The organism is Pseudomonas sp. v388 (genome assembly GCF_003935425.1).
Classification (GTDB): Bacteria; Pseudomonadota; Gammaproteobacteria; order Pseudomonadales; family Pseudomonadaceae; genus Aquipseudomonas.
Window position 1 is genome coordinate 599013 of record NZ_RHQN01000003.1, and the last position, 17177, is coordinate 616189.

The 17177-nt window shown below is 60.9% G+C and carries 20 protein-coding genes; 12 read left to right on the plus strand and 8 right to left on the minus strand.

Features of this window, described 5'->3' with window-relative positions; translation table 11 throughout:
* Window positions 1-21 precede the first annotated feature (21 nt).
* From EGJ27_RS10420 to EGJ27_RS10430, 3 genes are all read right to left on the minus strand, one after another.
* Window positions 22-660 (minus strand): SOS response-associated peptidase, encoded by a 639-nt coding sequence (locus EGJ27_RS10420; RefSeq protein WP_125830642.1) that lies wholly within the window; start codon window positions 658-660, stop codon window positions 22-24.
* Between the two features lie 115 nt (window positions 661-775).
* Window positions 776-1036: a putative signal transducing protein gene (locus EGJ27_RS10425; RefSeq protein ID WP_125830726.1), complete on the minus strand. Its 261-nt coding sequence runs from the start codon at window positions 1034-1036 to the stop codon at window positions 776-778.
* Entirely contained in the window at window positions 1036-1218 is a 183-nt protein-coding gene (locus EGJ27_RS10430; RefSeq protein ID WP_125830643.1) for a CPXCG motif-containing cysteine-rich protein, read from the minus strand. The genes EGJ27_RS10425 and EGJ27_RS10430 overlap by 1 nt, the downstream gene beginning before the upstream one ends.
* A gap of 106 nt (window positions 1219-1324) precedes the next feature.
* Between EGJ27_RS10430 and EGJ27_RS10435 the strand changes: the two genes are divergently transcribed.
* Together EGJ27_RS10435 and EGJ27_RS10440 are read left to right on the plus strand one after the other, a co-directional pair.
* Entirely contained in the window at window positions 1325-2488 is a 1164-nt protein-coding gene (locus EGJ27_RS10435; protein WP_125830644.1) for a 1-acyl-sn-glycerol-3-phosphate acyltransferase, read from the plus strand.
* 239 nt (window positions 2489-2727) lie between these two features.
* Window positions 2728-2934, plus strand: a complete 207-nt coding sequence (locus tag EGJ27_RS10440; protein ID WP_125830645.1) for a hypothetical protein — start codon at window positions 2728-2730, stop codon at window positions 2932-2934.
* A 68-nt stretch (window positions 2935-3002) separates the two neighbouring features.
* Here EGJ27_RS10440 and EGJ27_RS10445 read toward each other — a convergent pair whose 3' ends face one another.
* On the minus strand, window positions 3003-3587 hold the full coding sequence (locus EGJ27_RS10445) for a YajG family lipoprotein (protein WP_125830646.1): 585 nt from the start codon (window positions 3585-3587) through the stop codon (window positions 3003-3005).
* Window positions 3588-3764: 177 nt separating this feature from the next.
* Between EGJ27_RS10445 and EGJ27_RS10450 the strand changes: the two genes are divergently transcribed.
* Complete coding sequence (locus EGJ27_RS10450) at window positions 3765-3998, plus strand: hypothetical protein (RefSeq protein WP_125830647.1); 234 nt, start codon at window positions 3765-3767, stop codon at window positions 3996-3998.
* Window positions 3999-4725: 727 nt separating this feature from the next.
* The gene (mqo, locus tag EGJ27_RS10455) at window positions 4726-6234 is read left to right on the plus strand and encodes a malate dehydrogenase (quinone) (protein ID WP_125830648.1); all 1509 of its coding nucleotides are present in this window, start codon (window positions 4726-4728) and stop codon (window positions 6232-6234) included.
* A 73-nt stretch (window positions 6235-6307) separates the two neighbouring features.
* Here the strand turns inward: mqo and EGJ27_RS10460 are convergent, their stop codons facing one another.
* Window positions 6308-6595, minus strand: a complete 288-nt coding sequence (locus tag EGJ27_RS10460) for a PA4642 family protein (protein ID WP_125830649.1) — start codon at window positions 6593-6595, stop codon at window positions 6308-6310.
* A 111-nt stretch (window positions 6596-6706) separates the two neighbouring features.
* Window positions 6707-7264 carry a hypoxanthine-guanine phosphoribosyltransferase gene (locus tag EGJ27_RS10465; RefSeq protein WP_125830650.1) on the minus strand — a complete coding sequence of 186 codons (558 nt, stop codon included), beginning with the start codon at window positions 7262-7264 and terminating at the stop codon, window positions 6707-6709.
* Window positions 7265-7472: 208 nt separating this feature from the next.
* Between EGJ27_RS10465 and upp the strand changes: the two genes are divergently transcribed.
* Both upp and EGJ27_RS10475 read left to right on the plus strand, forming a co-directional pair.
* Window positions 7473-8111, plus strand: coding sequence for a uracil phosphoribosyltransferase (upp, locus tag EGJ27_RS10470; RefSeq protein WP_125830651.1), 639 nt, complete (start codon window positions 7473-7475; stop codon window positions 8109-8111).
* 4 nt (window positions 8112-8115) lie between these two features.
* Window positions 8116-9393 carry a uracil-xanthine permease family protein gene (locus EGJ27_RS10475; RefSeq protein ID WP_125830652.1) on the plus strand — a complete coding sequence of 426 codons (1278 nt, stop codon included), beginning with the start codon at window positions 8116-8118 and terminating at the stop codon, window positions 9391-9393.
* A 44-nt stretch (window positions 9394-9437) separates the two neighbouring features.
* On the opposite strand, the gene hemH is transcribed toward EGJ27_RS10475, so the two are convergent.
* Window positions 9438-10460 (minus strand): ferrochelatase, encoded by a 1023-nt coding sequence (gene hemH / locus EGJ27_RS10480; RefSeq protein WP_125830653.1) that lies wholly within the window; start codon window positions 10458-10460, stop codon window positions 9438-9440.
* A gap of 27 nt (window positions 10461-10487) precedes the next feature.
* Window positions 10488-11390, minus strand: a complete 903-nt coding sequence (locus tag EGJ27_RS10485; protein WP_125830654.1) for a TIGR01777 family oxidoreductase — start codon at window positions 11388-11390, stop codon at window positions 10488-10490.
* Between the two features lie 299 nt (window positions 11391-11689).
* Here EGJ27_RS10485 and EGJ27_RS10490 point away from each other — a divergent pair, with 299 nt between their 5' ends.
* The 6 genes from EGJ27_RS10490 (at window position 11690) to EGJ27_RS10515 (ending at window position 17108) form a co-directional block, all read left to right on the plus strand.
* Window positions 11690-12676, plus strand: a complete 987-nt coding sequence (locus tag EGJ27_RS10490) for an NAD(P)/FAD-dependent oxidoreductase (protein WP_125830655.1) — start codon at window positions 11690-11692, stop codon at window positions 12674-12676.
* Window positions 12673-12888, plus strand: a complete 216-nt coding sequence (locus EGJ27_RS10495; protein ID WP_125830656.1) for a TIGR02450 family Trp-rich protein — start codon at window positions 12673-12675, stop codon at window positions 12886-12888. The genes EGJ27_RS10490 and EGJ27_RS10495 overlap by 4 nt, the downstream gene beginning before the upstream one ends.
* A gap of 132 nt (window positions 12889-13020) precedes the next feature.
* Window positions 13021-13983: a DUF523 and DUF1722 domain-containing protein gene (locus tag EGJ27_RS10500; RefSeq protein ID WP_125830657.1), complete on the plus strand. Its 963-nt coding sequence runs from the start codon at window positions 13021-13023 to the stop codon at window positions 13981-13983.
* Between the two features lie 3 nt (window positions 13984-13986).
* A complete protein-coding gene (locus EGJ27_RS10505; RefSeq protein WP_125830658.1) occupies window positions 13987-14910 on the plus strand; it encodes a MerR family transcriptional regulator in 924 nt (307 codons plus the stop codon).
* 10 nt (window positions 14911-14920) lie between these two features.
* Window positions 14921-16369: a deoxyribodipyrimidine photo-lyase gene (gene phrB, locus EGJ27_RS10510; protein WP_125830659.1), complete on the plus strand. Its 1449-nt coding sequence runs from the start codon at window positions 14921-14923 to the stop codon at window positions 16367-16369.
* Window positions 16362-17108, plus strand: coding sequence for an SDR family NAD(P)-dependent oxidoreductase (locus tag EGJ27_RS10515; protein ID WP_125830660.1), 747 nt, complete (start codon window positions 16362-16364; stop codon window positions 17106-17108). Before phrB ends, EGJ27_RS10515 begins: the two co-directional genes overlap by 8 nt.
* Window positions 17109-17177 lie beyond the last annotated feature (69 nt).

Sequence of the window (17177 nt, forward strand, 5' to 3'; positions counted from 1 at the left end):
AATTCCTACATGCAAGACGTGTTATCCCAGCGGCGTCAGGCACTCGGGCGCATTGAGTTTGGGATCGTTGACCAGATTGGCCAGCGGTCGCTCGCGCAGCGCAACCTGGGGCGCGGCGAGCAAGGCCTGCAGGGTCGATAACGGCGTGTCGGCGGCGAGCCAGTCTTTCTGGCCCTGCTCATCGAGAATCAGCGGGCGACGCTGACTGGCCGCCGCCTGGGTCACCACCGCGACGCTCAGCCAGTCGTGGCCCTGTACCGGATAAGCCTCCCAGATCGCGGCGAAGAACAGCGCCGAGCCTTCCCCCGGCGTGAGCCAGAACGGCCGTTTGCGCTGGGTGCCGCGCCATTCATAGAAGCCATTGGCAGGCAGCAGGCAGCGGCGCAGGCGAAACGCCTCACGGAACATCGGCTGCTCGGCGACGGTTTCCGCCCGCGCATGGGCCGGGGTGCGGGTCAGGTCAGTCAGCCAGGCCGGCGTCAATCCCCAGCGGGCACGGGCCAGTTCGAGTTCGCCTTCTTTTGCGCCAGCCTCGCGGGCACGCAGGATCAACACCGAATCGGCTGGTGAAATATTCCACTGCGCCCGCTGATCGCCGGGGAAGCCGGGCAAGGCCGCGAAAGCGGGCGACCAACGGAACAGGGCATAACGTCCACACATGAGGGTAACAACGCTCTTTTTTGGTAGCGGAGAAGGTGTTTACAAAGTCGTCGAACGACGACAAGACCGATTGCAACGCAATATTGTCGCGTGCGGCCATTTTGTAGGCACCCTCTCAGCACACCAGTACATCGGGAATGTTGTCCGGTTCGTCGCCGGACAGCGGCAGCGCTGCATTGTACGCAGTGATCAGCGCCCGTGCCTGTTCGGCCCGGTCATCTTCGACGGCAATGGCCAGCAGGCCGAACACCGGCAACTCGCCCATGCCGCCCAGCAGATGCCGGCCGGTCAGGTGCGCTTCGACACCCTCACTGGCGAGCATGCCTTGCAGCAACTCGCCCTCCAGCAGATTTTCCGGCTCGTAGATGTTTTGCATCATTCGTTCTCACTGCGGACATCCAGGTTCCAGTGTTCACCATCGGTGCGCAGGTCGAAGATGATCGGCCGACAGCATACCGGACAGTCCTCGATGTACTGCTGGTCGCCTCCCGACAGGTCGAGCACGGCTTCCACCTGTTCGCCACAGTAAGGGCAGTCATAACTCTGTAGTTCCTGCATCGCGGCCTCCGGGACCAGTTATGCGTATAATTGCCCCATCTTTGAATGGTGGCTGGGCATAACACCCACTACTTTTTACCCTATCCGTTTCCAACAAGAGAGCATGATGGGCGAATTCGATGCCATCCGACCTTATAACGATGCAGAAGTCCCCGCCGTACTGGCGCGCCTGCTGAGCGACAAAGCCTTTCTCTCCATCCTGACCCGGTTCCGTTTTCCGCGCCTGGCCGGTGCATTGGGCTGGTTTCTGCAACCCACCCTGGCCCGCAAGCTGCGCCGTGAGTTCGCCGGCATCGATTCGGTCGCCAGCCTGCAAGACAAGGTCGAATATTACGTCGACCACACCATCGAGCGCGCCACCGACGGGGTGACCTACACCGGGGTCGAACAGCTCAAGTCAGGCATGGCTTATCTGTTCCTGGCCAACCATCGCGACATCGTGATGGACCCGGCGTTCGTCAACTACGCGGTGTATCACGCCGGCCTGCCGACCCCGCGCATCGCCATTGGTGACAACCTGCTGCAGAAGCCGTTCGTCAGTGACCTGATGCGCCTGAACAAAAGCTTCATCGTGCATCGCTCGATCATCGGCCGCCGGGAAAAAATGGCGGCGTACCAATTGCTGTCGGCGTATATCAACTTCTCCATCACTCAGGATGGCGCATCGATCTGGATTGCCCAGGCCGAGGGCCGTGCGAAGGATGGCGATGACCGTACCGAGTCGGCCATCCTCAAGATGTTCCATATGAGTCGCAAGGACGAACCGTTCGGCGAAGTCATCCAGTCTTTGAACCTGACGCCGGTATCCATCAGCTACGAGTACGACCCGTGCGACCACGCCAAGGCCCGCGAGCTGTATATCCGCGCCACGACCGGCAGCTATGTGAAGACGCCGGGCGAGGATGATGTGAGCATTGCGCTGGGTATCACCGGTTATAAAGGCCGCGTGCACGTGAACTTCGCGCCGCCGATCACCGGGCTGTTCGAGGACACCAAGCAGTTGGCCATCGAGATGGACCGCCAGATCCTCGGCGGCTATCGCCTGTTTCCGGTGCACTACCTGGCCTATGCCCAGTGGAGCGATGCCGACCCGGCCATCGAAGTGCCGAAAGCAGCCGAGCTGTTCCCGGCAGACGAGCTGGCCAAGGCCAGGGAAGAATGGGAAAGCCGTCTGCAAGGTGCACCGGCCGAACACCGACCGTATCTGGTGCAGCAATATGCGACGCCGGTTCGCAATCAATATCGGGTGAAGGCAGGGTTGCCGCTGTAACGGTATCCGCCTCCCCGGAATTTACGCTGAAATGAGGGAGGGAGCTTGCTCGCGACGAGCCAGGTACAGTCACAGCCCATGTAGCGGTTGATCCTGAGCAGTCGCGAGCAAGCTTACTCCCACACGTTCACACCAGGGGGCTCGAATCTTATTGCCTTCAGTTGTCACCAGACCGTAACCCTGCCCCGGCATTCTATGGCTCCTCAACGGACGACCTCCCCCCCTTTCCGGAGCCTTCGATGCTGCACGCCAACAATCAGGATCGCCTGTATCTGATCGCCCAGAGCGATGAACAACAGGAATTGATCGACAGCCTGGCCTTCAATGTCCAGGACCGCCACTGGCTGGTCTACTGCGCATTGGGCGGACACGCACACCATGACCTGCCGGACCTGGATCAGACCACCGGCTTCAGCTTTCTGGGTTTCTACCAGCAGGCGGCCTGAGAAAATTCGCAGGCACAAAAAAGCCCGGCCCTCTTTGACAAGGGCCGGGCTTTTTCGTGGCGTGAAGCTTACTGCGCCAGGGTCTGGCCGATGGTCGCGTCCTGGAAGACGCGAGTCAGCGCATCACTCAATACGTCGCTGACCAGCTTGGTATTGGTTTCCTGGTTCGGCGCCATGCCGAAGCGCTGGTCCAGCGAAGCGGCATAACGACCACTGTAGTTGCGGCCGTTGTTGCGCACGTCGGCGCGAAACGTGGAACTGATAGTCGCCTCGGTCACATACAGGCCTTCCTTGGGCGACTGGTATTTCAGATCGGCCAGGGTCACGGTCAATTGCGGTGCGTTGCTGCCGCCGCTGGTGGGCGTGAAGCCCAGCAGACGGACAGCCGCTTCAGCCTGAGCTTGCAGCTTGGGCACGATATCGTTGCTGCTGACGCTGATAGAGCTGGTCTCGGGGTACATGCCGCCGCGCGTACCGAGGGTCGGGCCTGGACGGCCGTCTACCACGCGAACCACGACCGGCTGGCCACGACCGACCGCCGCCAGCTGAGCGTTCAGCTTGGGTTGTGGGCTGAGTTGTTGCGGGCTGTGGGCACAACCCACCAGGGTCAAACTGCTTACAGCAAGCAAACCGAACAAAAGGCGACGCAGCATGCTCATCTCTCCATGGGCCAGGCACTGAATGTGCCGCAGTATAGCGGCGCTCGACGGCGCCTCACTAGTCGAAAGTGGGACTTGCGGCAAAGCGCAATGGTTCAGCGCCGCCGGTGTCACAAGGGTGTCACCTGGCCGCGGCAAGATAATCTGCATCCGCTTCTCAGGAGTCGCGCCATGAAGCATTTCTGGTCGCTGTTCACCGCCCGCCGTCCATTGCGTCATTATGCCCGCCTCGACCAGGCCGGTATCTGCCGCGCCCTGAAACACTGTGCCGAGCGCCCGGTCGGTGCCGAGTGGGTGGAAGTCACCGAGCAACGCCTCGCCTGGCTGAACCAGCCACTGCCTGCCCAGGCCCGTGTCAGCCGCCAGCCATCGCGCCAGACTGCACGTCGTTTGCTCACTGCCTGACCGGATAGCGAATAAAAGTCAGTTAATCCGATCAATTCCTGTCGTTTCATCGCTATAATCTCCCCCCGATTATAAGGACGTCTCCTGATCGGGCCTCGCAACTCCGTCAATCACCGCATTGGCATCTTCATCCCGCCCACAGAGAGCCGCCCACACAGGTCAATCGCACCCCAGTGTGTTCGATGGACGGTTGGAAATTGCTCGATTCGCATCGAACCTTTCGCCCTTGCCACCGCCTCACACTGTATGCACCTGATCTGCCAGAGCTGCCTGCGCAGCCCTTTTCGAGGTTTGGTCCACGTTCCCAAAAGGACGTGGAAATACGGGTTTTCACTACTTCACAAGAGTGTGGCGAGCAAATGAATAGGTACGCGTTTGTAAGAGCACCATCAGCATCCGAGACGGCCCCCTTGAACAGGACTGACCGCGACTGCGCCTCCAATACCGGTGCCTGAACCCCGTGAACGGTCCTCGTCGAAAGACGAGTGCCTTGACGATGGTCGAATGGCCGAGCAGGCCTGAAAATGAGTTCATGTGCGTCTGATGGACACTTCATTCAGCCTGACCGGGACCTGCGCTTTAAGATGCGAAAAATTGCGAAGAATCGGACAGGTGATCCTGGCCGGGCAAAGGGGCCATACCTTGGTGAATAACGCCCCGTTTCCCGGCATCCAGCCTCAGGATCGTATGCCGTCAATTTGGTGCTGCAGATTTTGGAGACGCGTTAATGGCGCATAACGAAACAGTCGACGTGGTACTGGTCGGAGCGGGCATCATGAGTGCCACCCTGGCCGTGCTGCTCAAGGAGCTCGACCCCGGCCTCAAGCTGGAAGTCGTTGAGCTCATGGATTCCGGAGCCGCGGAGAGTTCCAACCCGTGGAACAACGCCGGCACCGGTCACGCCGGCCTTTGCGAGTTGAACTACACGCCGCCCGCGGCTGATGGCTCCATCGACATCAAAAAAGCCGTGCACATCAATACCCAGTTCGAAGTGTCCAAGCAGTTCTGGGCGTATCTGGCCCGCAAAGGCACCTTCGGCTCGGCGAAATCGTTCATCAACCAGGTTCCGCACCTGAGCTTCGTCCAGGGCGAGAGTGGCATTTCCTTCCTCAAGACCCGCTTCGAGGCCATGAGCAAGCACCATGCCTTTTCTTCGATGGAATACACCGAAGACAAGGCCAAGCTCGCAGAATGGATGCCGCTGATGATGCCTGGCCGACCTGCCGACGAGAAGATCGCCGCAACCCGCATGCTCAACGGTACCGACGTCAACTTCGGCGCCTTGACCAATCAGTTGCTCAAGCATCTGGCCGACGCGCCTGACGCGCTGGTGAAGTACAGCAAGCGCGTCACCGACCTGACCCGCAAGGGCACTGGCTGGACCGTGACCATCAAGGACGTCAACAGCGGCAGCACCCGCGAGATCGACGCCAAATTCGTATTCCTGGGCGCCGGTGGCGCGGCCTTGCCGCTGCTGCAGATGTCCGGTATCGAAGAGAGCAAGGGCTTTGGTGGTTTTCCGGTCAGCGGCCAGTGGCTGCGCTGCGATAACCCGGAAGTGGTCAAGCATCACCAGGCCAAGGTGTACAGCCAGGCTGCGGTGGGTTCACCGCCCATGTCGGTGCCGCACCTCGACACCCGTGTGGTCGACGGCAAGAAGTCGCTGTTGTTCGGGCCCTACGCCGGTTTCACTACCAAATTCCTCAAGCACGGTTCGTTCCTCGACCTGCCGTTGTCGGTTCGTATCGCCAACATCAAGCCGATGCTGGCAGTGGCCCGCGACAACATGGATCTGACCAAGTACCTGGTCAGTGAAGTGATGCAGTCGATGGACCAACGTCTGGAATCGCTGCGCCGTTTCTATCCACAGGCGCGCGCCGAAGACTGGCGTCTGGAAGTGGCCGGCCAGCGGGTGCAGATCATCAAGAAAGACGCCAAGAAAGGCGGCGTGCTGCAATTCGGTACCGAACTGGTTTCGGCGAAGGACGGTTCGCTGGCTGCGCTGCTGGGTGCTTCACCGGGCGCTTCGGTGACCGTTTCGATCATGCTGGAATTGATCGAGCGTTGCTTCCCCGAAAAGACCCGCACCGAATGGGCCGCCAAGCTCAACGAAATCTTTCCGGCCCGTGAAAAGGCCCTGGAAAGCGACGCCCAGCTGTATCAGCGCATCAGCGCGCAAAACGATGAGAACCTTGAGCTGGTTGAACGCAGCAGCCAGGCACACAGCATTGCGTAGCACCTGATGCCGCAAACAAAAAACCCGTGAGCTCATTGAGTCACGGGTTTTTTGTTTTGTGGGAGCGCAGGCTTCAGCCGCGAGCCTGTTCGATCAGCTCGATATAGTCTTCGGCATTGCGCTGATCCTTGATCAGGGCAATGAAGTCGTTGCCGTGTTCGTCTTTGCCATCCAGGTCGTAGCCGGCTTCCTTGAAGAACGCCAGGAACCGCTCGAAATCGTCGATCCGCAGCCCACGGTAGGCCTTGATCAGCTTGTGCAGCGAGGGCGATGTGGCGTCATGGGGTTCGAAGTCGAGGAACAGTTTGATCTGCTCGTCACCGATTTCGTCGCCAATCACCTGCTTCTTATCTTTACGCATTGCGGGCTCCAACTTGTCGCAGACACTTTCACGGGCGGGCAGTGTACCCCCCGGACAGCGCGCGGCTCAACGCGAACGTTCCCGACCGATACGGGAACGCTCACCCGGCCATCACATGCCTTTGACGGCGAAGATTCCCGCAGCGTTGCGCCAGTATCCTTTGTAGTCCATGCCGAAACCGAAGATGTAACGGTCGATGCACGGCAGGCCCACGTAATCGGCCTTGTAGTCAGGACGCGCCTTGCGGTCGTGGTCCTTGTCGATCAGCACGGCAGTGTGTACCGCCCGGGCGCCGGCGTGTCTGCAGAAATCGATGATCGCCGCCAGCGTGTGCCCTTCGTCGAGAATGTCGTCGATGATCAGCACGTCGCGGTCGATGAACGAAACTTCCGGCTTGGCTTTCCAGAACAGGTCGCCACCGGTGGTTTCGTTGCGATAGCGGGTGGCGTGCAGGTAGGACGCTTCCAGCGGGAAATTCAGATGTGTCAGCAGCTTGCCTGAAAAGATCAGGCCGCCGTTCATGACACAGAACACCACAGGATTGCGATCGGCCAGTTCGGCGTTGATCTGCGCGCCGACACGGGCGATGGCAGCATCGACTTCGGCTTCTGTGTACAGGCAGTCAGCCTCGCGCATGACTAGACGGATATGCTCGAGATCAGCGGACATGAGGCTCTCCAGATGGGGGCAGTGTAAGAAAAGCGGGCAAAGGTACGCATCCCGACGATTCAGGGCAAGCGATTCTGGACTAACGTTGCGCATAACAGAGCGCAGTCTGTGTGAGCGGTAAGACAATACTGCACACGCCGTAAGACAGTAACTGCTGAATAGATTAATCTAGGCCGTTTTTTTGCCCCCCCGCTGGAGCCTTTCCCTTATGCCTATCCGTGAAATCCGTCATCCGCTGATCCGCCACAAGCTCGGGCTGATGCGCCGCGCCGACATCAGCACCAAGAATTTCCGTGAGCTGGCCCAGGAAGTCGGTGCGCTGCTCACCTACGAGGCCACCGCAGACCTGGCGTTGGAAAACTATGAAATCGAAGGTTGGGCCGGTCCCGTGTCGGTCGAAAAAATCGCCGGCAAGAAGATCACCGTTGTCCCGATCCTGCGTGCCGGCATTGGCATGCTCGACGGCGTGCTCAGCCTGATTCCCGGCGCAAAAGTCAGCGCCGTCGGCGTTGCCCGCAATGAAGAAACCCTGCAGGCGCACACCTACCTGGAAAAACTGGTTCCGGAAATCGACGAACGTCTGGCGATGATCATCGACCCGATGCTGGCCACCGGCAGCTCCATGGTCGCGACCATCGATCTGCTCAAGAAAGCCGGCTGCAAGGAAATCCGTGCGATGGTGCTGGTGGCAGCGCCGGAAGGGATCGCAGTGGTCGAGAAGGCGCACCCGGACGTGATGATCTACACCGCCTCGATCGATCAACGTCTGAATGAACATGGCTACATCATCCCGGGCCTGGGCGATGCCGGCGACAAGATTTTCGGCACCAAACAGAAGGACGCTTAATTAGATGACGCAGCACGAGTTCAATGATCCACTTTGGCGCACCGTGCTTTCCGGTGCGCAGATGCTGTTCGTGGCTTTTGGCGCGCTGGTGTTGATGCCGCTGATCACCGGACTCGATCCTAACGTTGCCCTGTTCACCGCAGGTCTGGGCACTTTGTTGTTCCAGATCGTGACAGGGCGTCAGGTGCCGGTCTTCCTGGCATCGAGCTTTGCGTTCATCACCCCGATCATTCTCGCCAAGGGCCAGTTCGGCCTGGCCGCGACCATGGGCGGCGTCATGGCGGCGGGTTTTGTCTACACCTTCCTGGGCTTTGCGGTGAAGATCAAGGGCACCGGTTTCATCGACCGACTGCTGCCGCCGGTGGTGATCGGCCCGGTGATCATTTCCATCGGCCTGGCCATGGCGCCTATTGCGGCGAACATGGCAATGGGCAAGGGCGGTGATGGCGCGGTGCTGATTCCATATCAGACAGCCATGATGATTTCGATGCCTGCGCTGCTGACCACGCTGGTGGTCGCGGTATTCGGCAAAGGCATTTTCCGCCTGGTGCCGATCATCTCCGGTGTGCTGGTGGGCTTTGCGCTGTCGTTCTACTTCGGCGTGGTCGACACCGCGAAGATTGCCGCCGCGCCCTGGCTGGCATTGCCGCACTTCACGGCGCCGGAATTCAACTGGCAGGCGATTCTGTTCATCGTTCCGGTGGCGCTGGCTCCGGCCATCGAGCATATCGGAGGCGTGATTGCCGTCGGCAGCGTGACCGGCCGCGACTACCTGAAGAAGCCGGGCCTGCATCGCACGTTGTTTGGTGACGGCATCGCCACCACCGCAGCCGGCCTGTTTGGCGGACCGCCCAACACCACTTATGCCGAAGTGACCGGTGCGGTGATGCTGACCAAGAACTACAACCCGAAAATCATGACCTGGGCGTCGATCTTCGCGATCACCCTGGCGTTCATCGGCAAGTTCGGCGCGCTGCTGCAGAGCATACCGGTGCCGGTGATGGGCGGGATTCTGTGTCTGTTGTTCGGTTCTATCGCTGCTGTGGGCATGAATACGCTGATCCGCCACAAGATCGACCTGTCCGAAGCTCGCAACCTGGTGATCGTTTCGGTGACGCTGGTGTTCGGTATCGGCGGCGTGCTGATCGGCACCGGCGACGGCCCGGACGATTTCGGCCTCAAGGGCATCGCCCTGTGCGCGGTAACCGCCATCGCGCTGAATCTGCTTCTGCCGGGCAACGACGGCTGGAAGAAAAAAAAGATGGATGATCAGTTGCCGTAATCGGCTCTGGCGCGCTCCGACATAAGTAGGAGCGCGCTCAACCGCTACAACATCACAGGCGCCCGCTCGCAGAGTCTGTTCAACGCCTTGGCCCAGTTCGGGTCGTCGTTGAGACACGGCACCAGCACCAACTCTTCTCCCCCCGCTTCCTTGAACTGTTCGGCACCACGATCACCGATTTCCTCCAGGGTTTCGATGCAATCGGCAACGAACGCCGGGCACATCACCAGCAGTTTTTTCACACCCTGCGCGGCGAGTTCTTCCAGACGGGCTTCGGTGTAGGGTTCGATCCATTTGGCGCGCCCCAGCCGCGACTGAAAGGACACTGACCACTTGCCTTCGGGGATGCCCATGCGTTTCGCGAACGTTGCCGCCGAGTGCAGGCACTGCGCGCGGTAACAGGTGGCGAGTACTTCCGGCGGCGCCTGCATGCAGCAATCTTCCTTGAAGCAGTGCTTGCCGGTGGGATCGAGCTTGTTCAAATGCCGTTCTGGCAGGCCGTGAAAACTCAGCAGCAAATGATCGTAGGGTTGCTGCAGGTGCGGCCTCACGCTCTCGACCAGCGCCTCCAGGTACTCGGGCTGATCATAAAAAGGCTGCAACAGAGAGAACTGAATACCCAGCGACTGGCTCTTGACGACCCGCCTGGCTTCTTCAACCACCGTGGTCACGGTGCTGTCGGCGAATTGCGGATACAACGGCGCCAGGGTCACTTTCTTGATGCCCTGCCCTGCCAGACGCGTAAGCACGGTTTGCAGGGACGGCTCACCGTAACGCATGGCCAGTTCGACAGGCCCTTGCGTCCACTCCTGCTTCATTGCCTCCTGCAGGCGTTTGCTGAGCACCACCAGCGGCGAGCCCTCATCCCACCAGATCGAGGCATAGGCATGCGCCGACTGCTCGGGGCGTTTGATCAGGATCAGCGAAACCAATAGCCGGCGAACCGGCCACGGCAGATCGATGACATACGGGTCCATCAGGAACTGGTTGAGGTAGCGACGCACATCGGCGACTTCGGTGGAAGCGGGCGAACCCAGATTGACCAGCAACAGCGCGTGATCGGTCATGCAACACACATCCTATTTCAAAAACGTCTAATGGCGCCCCAACACGTCGTCGAGGGCTGCACGCAGATCGGTAAAGCGAAAGTTGAAACCGGCTTCCTGCAAGCGCCTCGGCCGGACGCGCTGGCCACCCAGCAACAACACGGACAACTCGCCCAGCAGTATTTTCAGCGCCACCGCCGGCATCGGCATGAACGCCGGCCGATGAAGGATCGCGGCCAGCGTCTTGGCGAACTCACTATTGCGTACCGGGTTCGGCGCGCAGACATTATAGGGACCTCGGGCTTCGTCGAGATTCAACAAGAAATCAATCGCCCCGATTTGATCCTGCACATGCACCCACGGCATCCACTGCCGGCCATTGCCAATGGGACCGCCCATGCCCAGCTTGAAAGGCGTCAGCATCTTTTGCAGAAAACCGCCGCGATTGGACAACACCAGACCGGTGCGCACAATGACCACGCGCAAGCCAAGTGCTTCAGCACGTTGCGCGGTTTCCTCCCAGGCGATACACAATTGACTGGCGAAATCTTCCTTGGCCGGCGGCGCGCTTTCATCCAGCTCACGCTCACCGCTATCGCCGTACCAGCCGACCGCTGAACCGGAGATCAGCAGGCGCGGGCGTTGTTGGCGAGTGCCCAGCCAGGCGAGCAGTTGTTCTGTCAGGCCGATGCGGCTTTCCCAGAGCAGGAGCCTGCGCTTGCGCGTCCAGGGCCGGTCTGCAATCGGAGCACCGGCCAGGTTGATGATTGCATCGAGCGGCTGTTCGCCGAGTTCCTCGAGCCGGGCGATGCCACGCACCGACTGACCGCATGTCTTGGTGACTTCAGAAGGACGGCGGCTCCACACGGTCAGTTCGTGGCCTTGGGCAGACCACAGTCGGCAGAGCGCTTGTCCTATCAGACCAGTACCGCCGGTCAGCAATATGTGCATGGCAGGTTACCTCGCGTGGCGTTCGTGACTATTGAGTAGTCTATTTCTCACAGGTCGTGCTTATTCGCGGACGAAACTGTCTGCTGAACCATAGGCCAAACCTGAATGGACTGGAGCTTTACTACCCGTCCGGGTGGTTGGCCCATTGTCGATGAGCAACAGACCGACCGTACTCGAACGCAGCGGGCCAAGCGCCCAGGCAATGAAAATTCGAGAACCAGTGCAAGTTATACCAGACAACGAGATTGTACAGGTTTTAACTACGGCGTAGTCTGTGCAGACAAGGTAAAGAGGCCCCTATGACTGTACCTATCGCAATCATCGGTACCGGTATCGCCGGACTCTCAGCGGCTCAGGCACTTCACGCTGCCGGGCATCACGTGCACCTGTTCGACAAAAGCCGCGGCAGTGGCGGACGCATGGCCAGCAAGCGCAGCGATGTCGGCTCGCTGGACCTGGGTGCGCAATACTTCACCGCGCGCGACCGGCGCTTCGTCGCTGCCGTCAATCAGTGGCAGGCTCAAGGCTGTGTCGCCGAATGGAAACCGTTGCTCTATAACTTTCACGGCGGCAGGCTCAGCCCTTCGCCGGACGAGCAGAGCCGCTGGGTCGGCAGGCCGGGGATGAGCGCGATCACCCGCGCGATGCTGGGCCAGTTGCCGGCATCCTTCGCTTGCCGCATCACCGAGGTGTTCCGCGGGGAACGCCACTGGAGCCTGCTGGATGCGGACGGTGAAACCCACGGGCCGTTCAGCCATGTGGTGATCGCCACGCCGGCACCTCAAGCCACCCCGCTGCTGGCCGCCACACCCAAGCTGGCGAGCGTCGCTGCCGGGGTCAAGATGGACCCGACCTGGGCCGTGGCACTGGCATTCGACACGCCGCTGCAGACCCCGATGCAGGGTTGCTTCGTACAGGACAGCCCGCTCGACTGGCTGGCCCGCAACCCGAGCAAACCGGGACGCGACGACACACCCGACAGCTGGATCCTGCATGCCACCAGCACCTGGAGCAAGCAGCACCTGGACCTGAGCAAGGAGCAAGTGATCGACCATCTGCATGGCGCGTTTGCCGAGTTGATCGACTGCGCCATGCCCGCTCCCAGCTTTACCCTCGCCCACCGCTGGTTGTACGCGCGCCCGGCCGCCGCCCATGAATGGGGAGCGTTGTCCGACCCCGATCTGGGCATTTACGCCTGCGGCGACTGGTGCCTCTCGGGCCGGGTCGAGGGCGCCTGGCTCAGCGGCCAGGAGGCTGCACGGCGCCTGATCGAGCATCTACAGTGAACGTGATCAACCCACGCAAGTTGCTGCTGTCGAAATGGACGGCAGCAGCACCGGTGAACCGGGAAAAGCACTTTCTGGTCACGGAACTGTTCAAGGATGAAGAAGGCACCGTGCTGGAGATCGAGTTGCAGGCGGTGCTTACTCAACGCAGCCAGCGCCTGCCCTGGCAAGTGCTGCGCGATGCGGCGACCTGGCGCATGGGCTGGAAATAACCGGTTCCGACCATTTCGGGACGCCTCCCCCATAAGACCTGTACAAAGAAATTGACTTGTACAGCTATCCACCTATGATGAACTCAGGTTGTACAGAGCATCTCATCTGTACAAGTTCATACGAGGTTCCTGATGTCGTCGCCCACCCCCGATAAGCCGAAACTGGGTATCAGCGCCTGCCTGATGGGCGTTGAAGTGCGCTTCAACGGTGGCCACAAAGAGTCGCACCTGTGTACCCGCGCCCTGAGCGAATACTTCGACTTCATCCCGCTGTGTCCGGAAGTGGCCATCGGCATGGGTATACCCCGTGAGCCGATCCGGCTGGTGGGCGATCCGGAGGCGCCGCAAGCGGTGGGCACGGTCAACAGCGAACTTAATGTCACTCAGGCGCTGGCCGATTACGGCACCCGCATGGCGGATGAAGTCAGTGATATCTGCGGCTATATCTTCATGCAGAAGTCACCCTCCTGCGGACTGGAACGGGTCAAGGTCTACCGTGAAAACGGCGCGCCGGTCGACGGTGGCGGGCGCGGCATCTATGCCCAGGCATTTTGCGCGGCCCATCCGAATCTGCCGGTCGAAGAAGACGGCCGCTTGAACGATGCCGTACTTCGGGAAAACTTCATCACGCGAGTGTTCGCCTACGCGGCCTGGCAGGACGTGCTGAAGACCGGGGTCACCCGTCGTGCGCTGACCGAGTTCCACTCGCGCTATAAATATCAGCTGATGGCCAACAACCCGGTGCAGTACAAGGTTCTGGGCAACATGCTGGGCAGCATGGGCCGTAGCGATCCTGAAGAGATCGCGCCGCTGTACTTCACCGAACTGATGGCCGCGCTGAAGAAGTGCGCCACCCGCAGCACCCACACCAACGTGCTGCAACATTTGACCGGGTATCTGAAGCAGACCATCAGCGCGCAGGACAAGCAGGAAATCCAGCAGCTGATCGCCCAGTACCATCAGGGCATCGTGCCGCTGATCGTTCCGCTGACGTTGCTCAAGCACCACTTCCGCCAACATCCCGATCCGTATGTGGCGCTGCAGGTGTACATGCAGCCGCATCCGGAAAACCTCAGCCTTCGCAACGCGATCTGACCCATGAAGACATCCACTGTACCGGCGCCGGGCGATGGCGAAGCGCTGCCTGCCCAATGGCTGCCGATCCGGGAAATCGCCCGACAGACCGGGGTCAATGCCGTCACCCTGCGTGCCTGGGAGCGTCGCTACGGCCTGATCGTGCCGCACCGCACCGCCAAGGGGCATCGGCTGTACTCCGACGCGCATGTTCAACGGGTGATGGATATCCTCACCTGGCTGAATCGTGGCGTATCGGTCAGCCGGATCAAGAATCTGATCGACAGCCAGCAGCCGCAGGCCACAAGCCTCGATGACGACTGGGGAGCCTTGCGCAGCAAGTTGATCGGCGCTATCGGCGAGCTGGCCGAGCGGCGCGTCGACGACGCGTTCAACCAGGCCATGTCGCTTTATCCGCCCCGCACGCTCTGTCAGCAATTACTGCTGCCATTGCTGACCGAGCTGGAGCAACGCTGGAGCGGAAAATTCGGTGCGCAACTGGAGCGCACCTTCTTTCACTCATGGCTGCGCAGCAAGTTCGGAGCGCGGATCTATCACAACAATCGCCAGCTCAACGGCACGCCGCTGCTGCTGGTCAACCAGTCGGAACTACCGTTCGAGCCGCACCTGTGGCTTACCGCATGGCTGGTCAGCAGCGCCGATTGCCCCGTGGAAGTGTTCGACTGGCCGCTGCCCAACGGCGAACTGGCACTGGCCGCCGAGTACCTGCGACCACGGGGCATCGTGCTGTATTCCAGCAACAGCCTGAACCTGGCACAGCTGCCGCGACTGCTCGCCAACATCCCGTGCCCAGTGGTACTGGGTGGCCCCGCAGTGCGGATTCATGGTGCCGAGCTGCTCGCTTGTACCGGCCAGATGGCCAACCTGTCAGTCGCCCAGGACCCACTCAGTGTCCAGACCGAGCTGAACCGGCTCGGGCTCATTTAAAGGATTAGCCATGCAATTGTTCTGGCTGCGCACCGACTTGCGTGTACATGACAACACCGCTCTTGCCGCTGCCATGGAGCGCGGGCCGACGCTGGCGGTTTATCTGATCAGCCCCGGTCAGTGGGACAGTCATGACGACGCTGCCTGCAAGGTGGATTTCTGGCTGCGTAATCTGCGCGAGCTGGAAAAAGCGCTGGCGAAGTTGCACGTACCTTTGCTGATTCGCCACGCCGACACCTGGGACAAGGCGCCCCAGGTGCTGGCCGAGCTTTGCGCCGAGCATGCGATCGAGGCGGTCCACGCCAATGAAGAATATGGCGTTAATGAAAGCGCCCGCGATCAGGCCGTGAAGCACAAGCTGGGCAGTGCAGGCGTGCCGTTTCACACCTGCCTGGACCAACTGCTGTTCGCGCCCGGCAGCATCCTGACCAAGACCGGCAACTACTTCCAGGTCTACAGCCAGTTTCGCAAAGTCTGCTACAGCCGCTTGCACGCGGCCATGCCGCATCCGCTGCGCACGCCCAAGGCACAACCATCACTGTCGATCAAAAGCGATCCGATACCCGACCAGGTCAAGGGATTCGCCACGCCATCCGATGCCTTGCGCCAATTGTGGCCGGCGGGCGAGACGGAAGCCCACCGCCGCCTGGCTGCATTCACTGACGGGCAGATCAGCTATTACCTGAGCGAACGCGACCTGCCTGCCAGACCGGGAACCAGCCAGCTGTCGGCCTATCTGGCGGCAGGCGTCGTTTCGCCGCGCCAATGTCTGCATGCAGCACTGATGAGCAACCATGGCGAGTTCGAAACCGGCGACATCGGCGCGGTGACCTGGATCAACGAATTGCTCTGGCGTGAATTCTATAAACACACGCTGGTCGGCTACCCGCGGGTGTCGCGTCACAGGGCGTTCCGCCCGGAAACCGAGGCACTGCAATGGCGCGATGCGCCGCAAGAGCTGGCGGCCTGGCAACAAGCGCGCACCGGGATTCCCATCATCGACGCGGCCATGCGTCAGCTGCTGGAAACCGGCTGGATGCACAACCGGCTGCGCATGGTGGTCGCCATGTTCCTGACCAAGAACCTGCTGATCAGCTGGCGAGAAGGCGAGCGATTCTTCATGCGCCATTTGATCGATGGGGATCTGGCGGCCAATAACGGCGGCTGGCAGTGGAGCTCTTCCACCGGCACCGATTCGGCGCCGTATTTCCGGATATTCAACCCGCTCTCCCAATCGGAAAAATTCGACCCGCAGGGCGTGTTCATCAAGCAATGGCTCCCCGAGCTGGCCGGGCTGAACAAAAAGCAGATCCACAACCCCGTGGCCGGCGGCGACCTGTTTGGCGTGGCCGACTATCCAGCACCCATCGTCAACCTGAGCGCAAGCCGGGCGCGCGCCCTTGCCGCGTTCAAGGCATTGCCACGTCGCCAACCCGCTGCGGGAGCCGATCATGAATAAGTCTTCGCGTCGCACATTTACCGACCCGCGCCGAATCTGGCTGACCGCAGCCGACAGCGATATCGGCCTGGCGGTTGCCGGCGAGCTGCTCGAAGCCGGGCATTGGCTGGCGCTGACCGCCACGCACCAGGCGCCCCTGCTGCTCCTGGCCGGACGTTACCCCGGCCGGGTGCTGCTGGTCATCGGCGATATCAGTAACGGGCCGCAACTGCGCGCGATGGCAGACCGGATTGACAGCCGCTGGGGGTCGCTGGACACGGCGATCTGCAATGCCCAACCCGGCACGCCGACCGACGTGGCGCAGGCGCAAGGCGTACCCTGTGCCGACATGCTCACGACCTGCCTTTATGTACAGGAAGCATTGGCCTTGCTCCGGCGAGGGCAGCGTGCGCATCTGGTGGCAATCGCCGGCCCCGCAGCGAGTGACGGCGTTCAGGTGTCGAGCGCGGTAACCGCAGAGCTGCGCCAGGTATTCAAGGCGTTGCGCGTCGACCTGGCCGACGAATCCATCGATGTCAGCATTATCGATCCGGCCCAGTGCAGCACGCCGACCTGGTCGACCGACAATGCGGCGCAGCACATCATCAAGCAACTGGACCGCACGGTGCGCGTACTGGATACCCCGATATCGATACCCTTCGCGCTCAATCTGCGGCTGCTGGCAATGACGGCTGCTCGCGCCAGGCTGGCACTGAATCGCTACCTGCTGCGTCCCCTCTCGTCGAAAAAGGGCCGCTGATCGAACGCCTGCGTGGCCCGGTTCGCGTACCATGCAGGCCATCCGGACGGTCGCAGCCGCCGTCCGGCA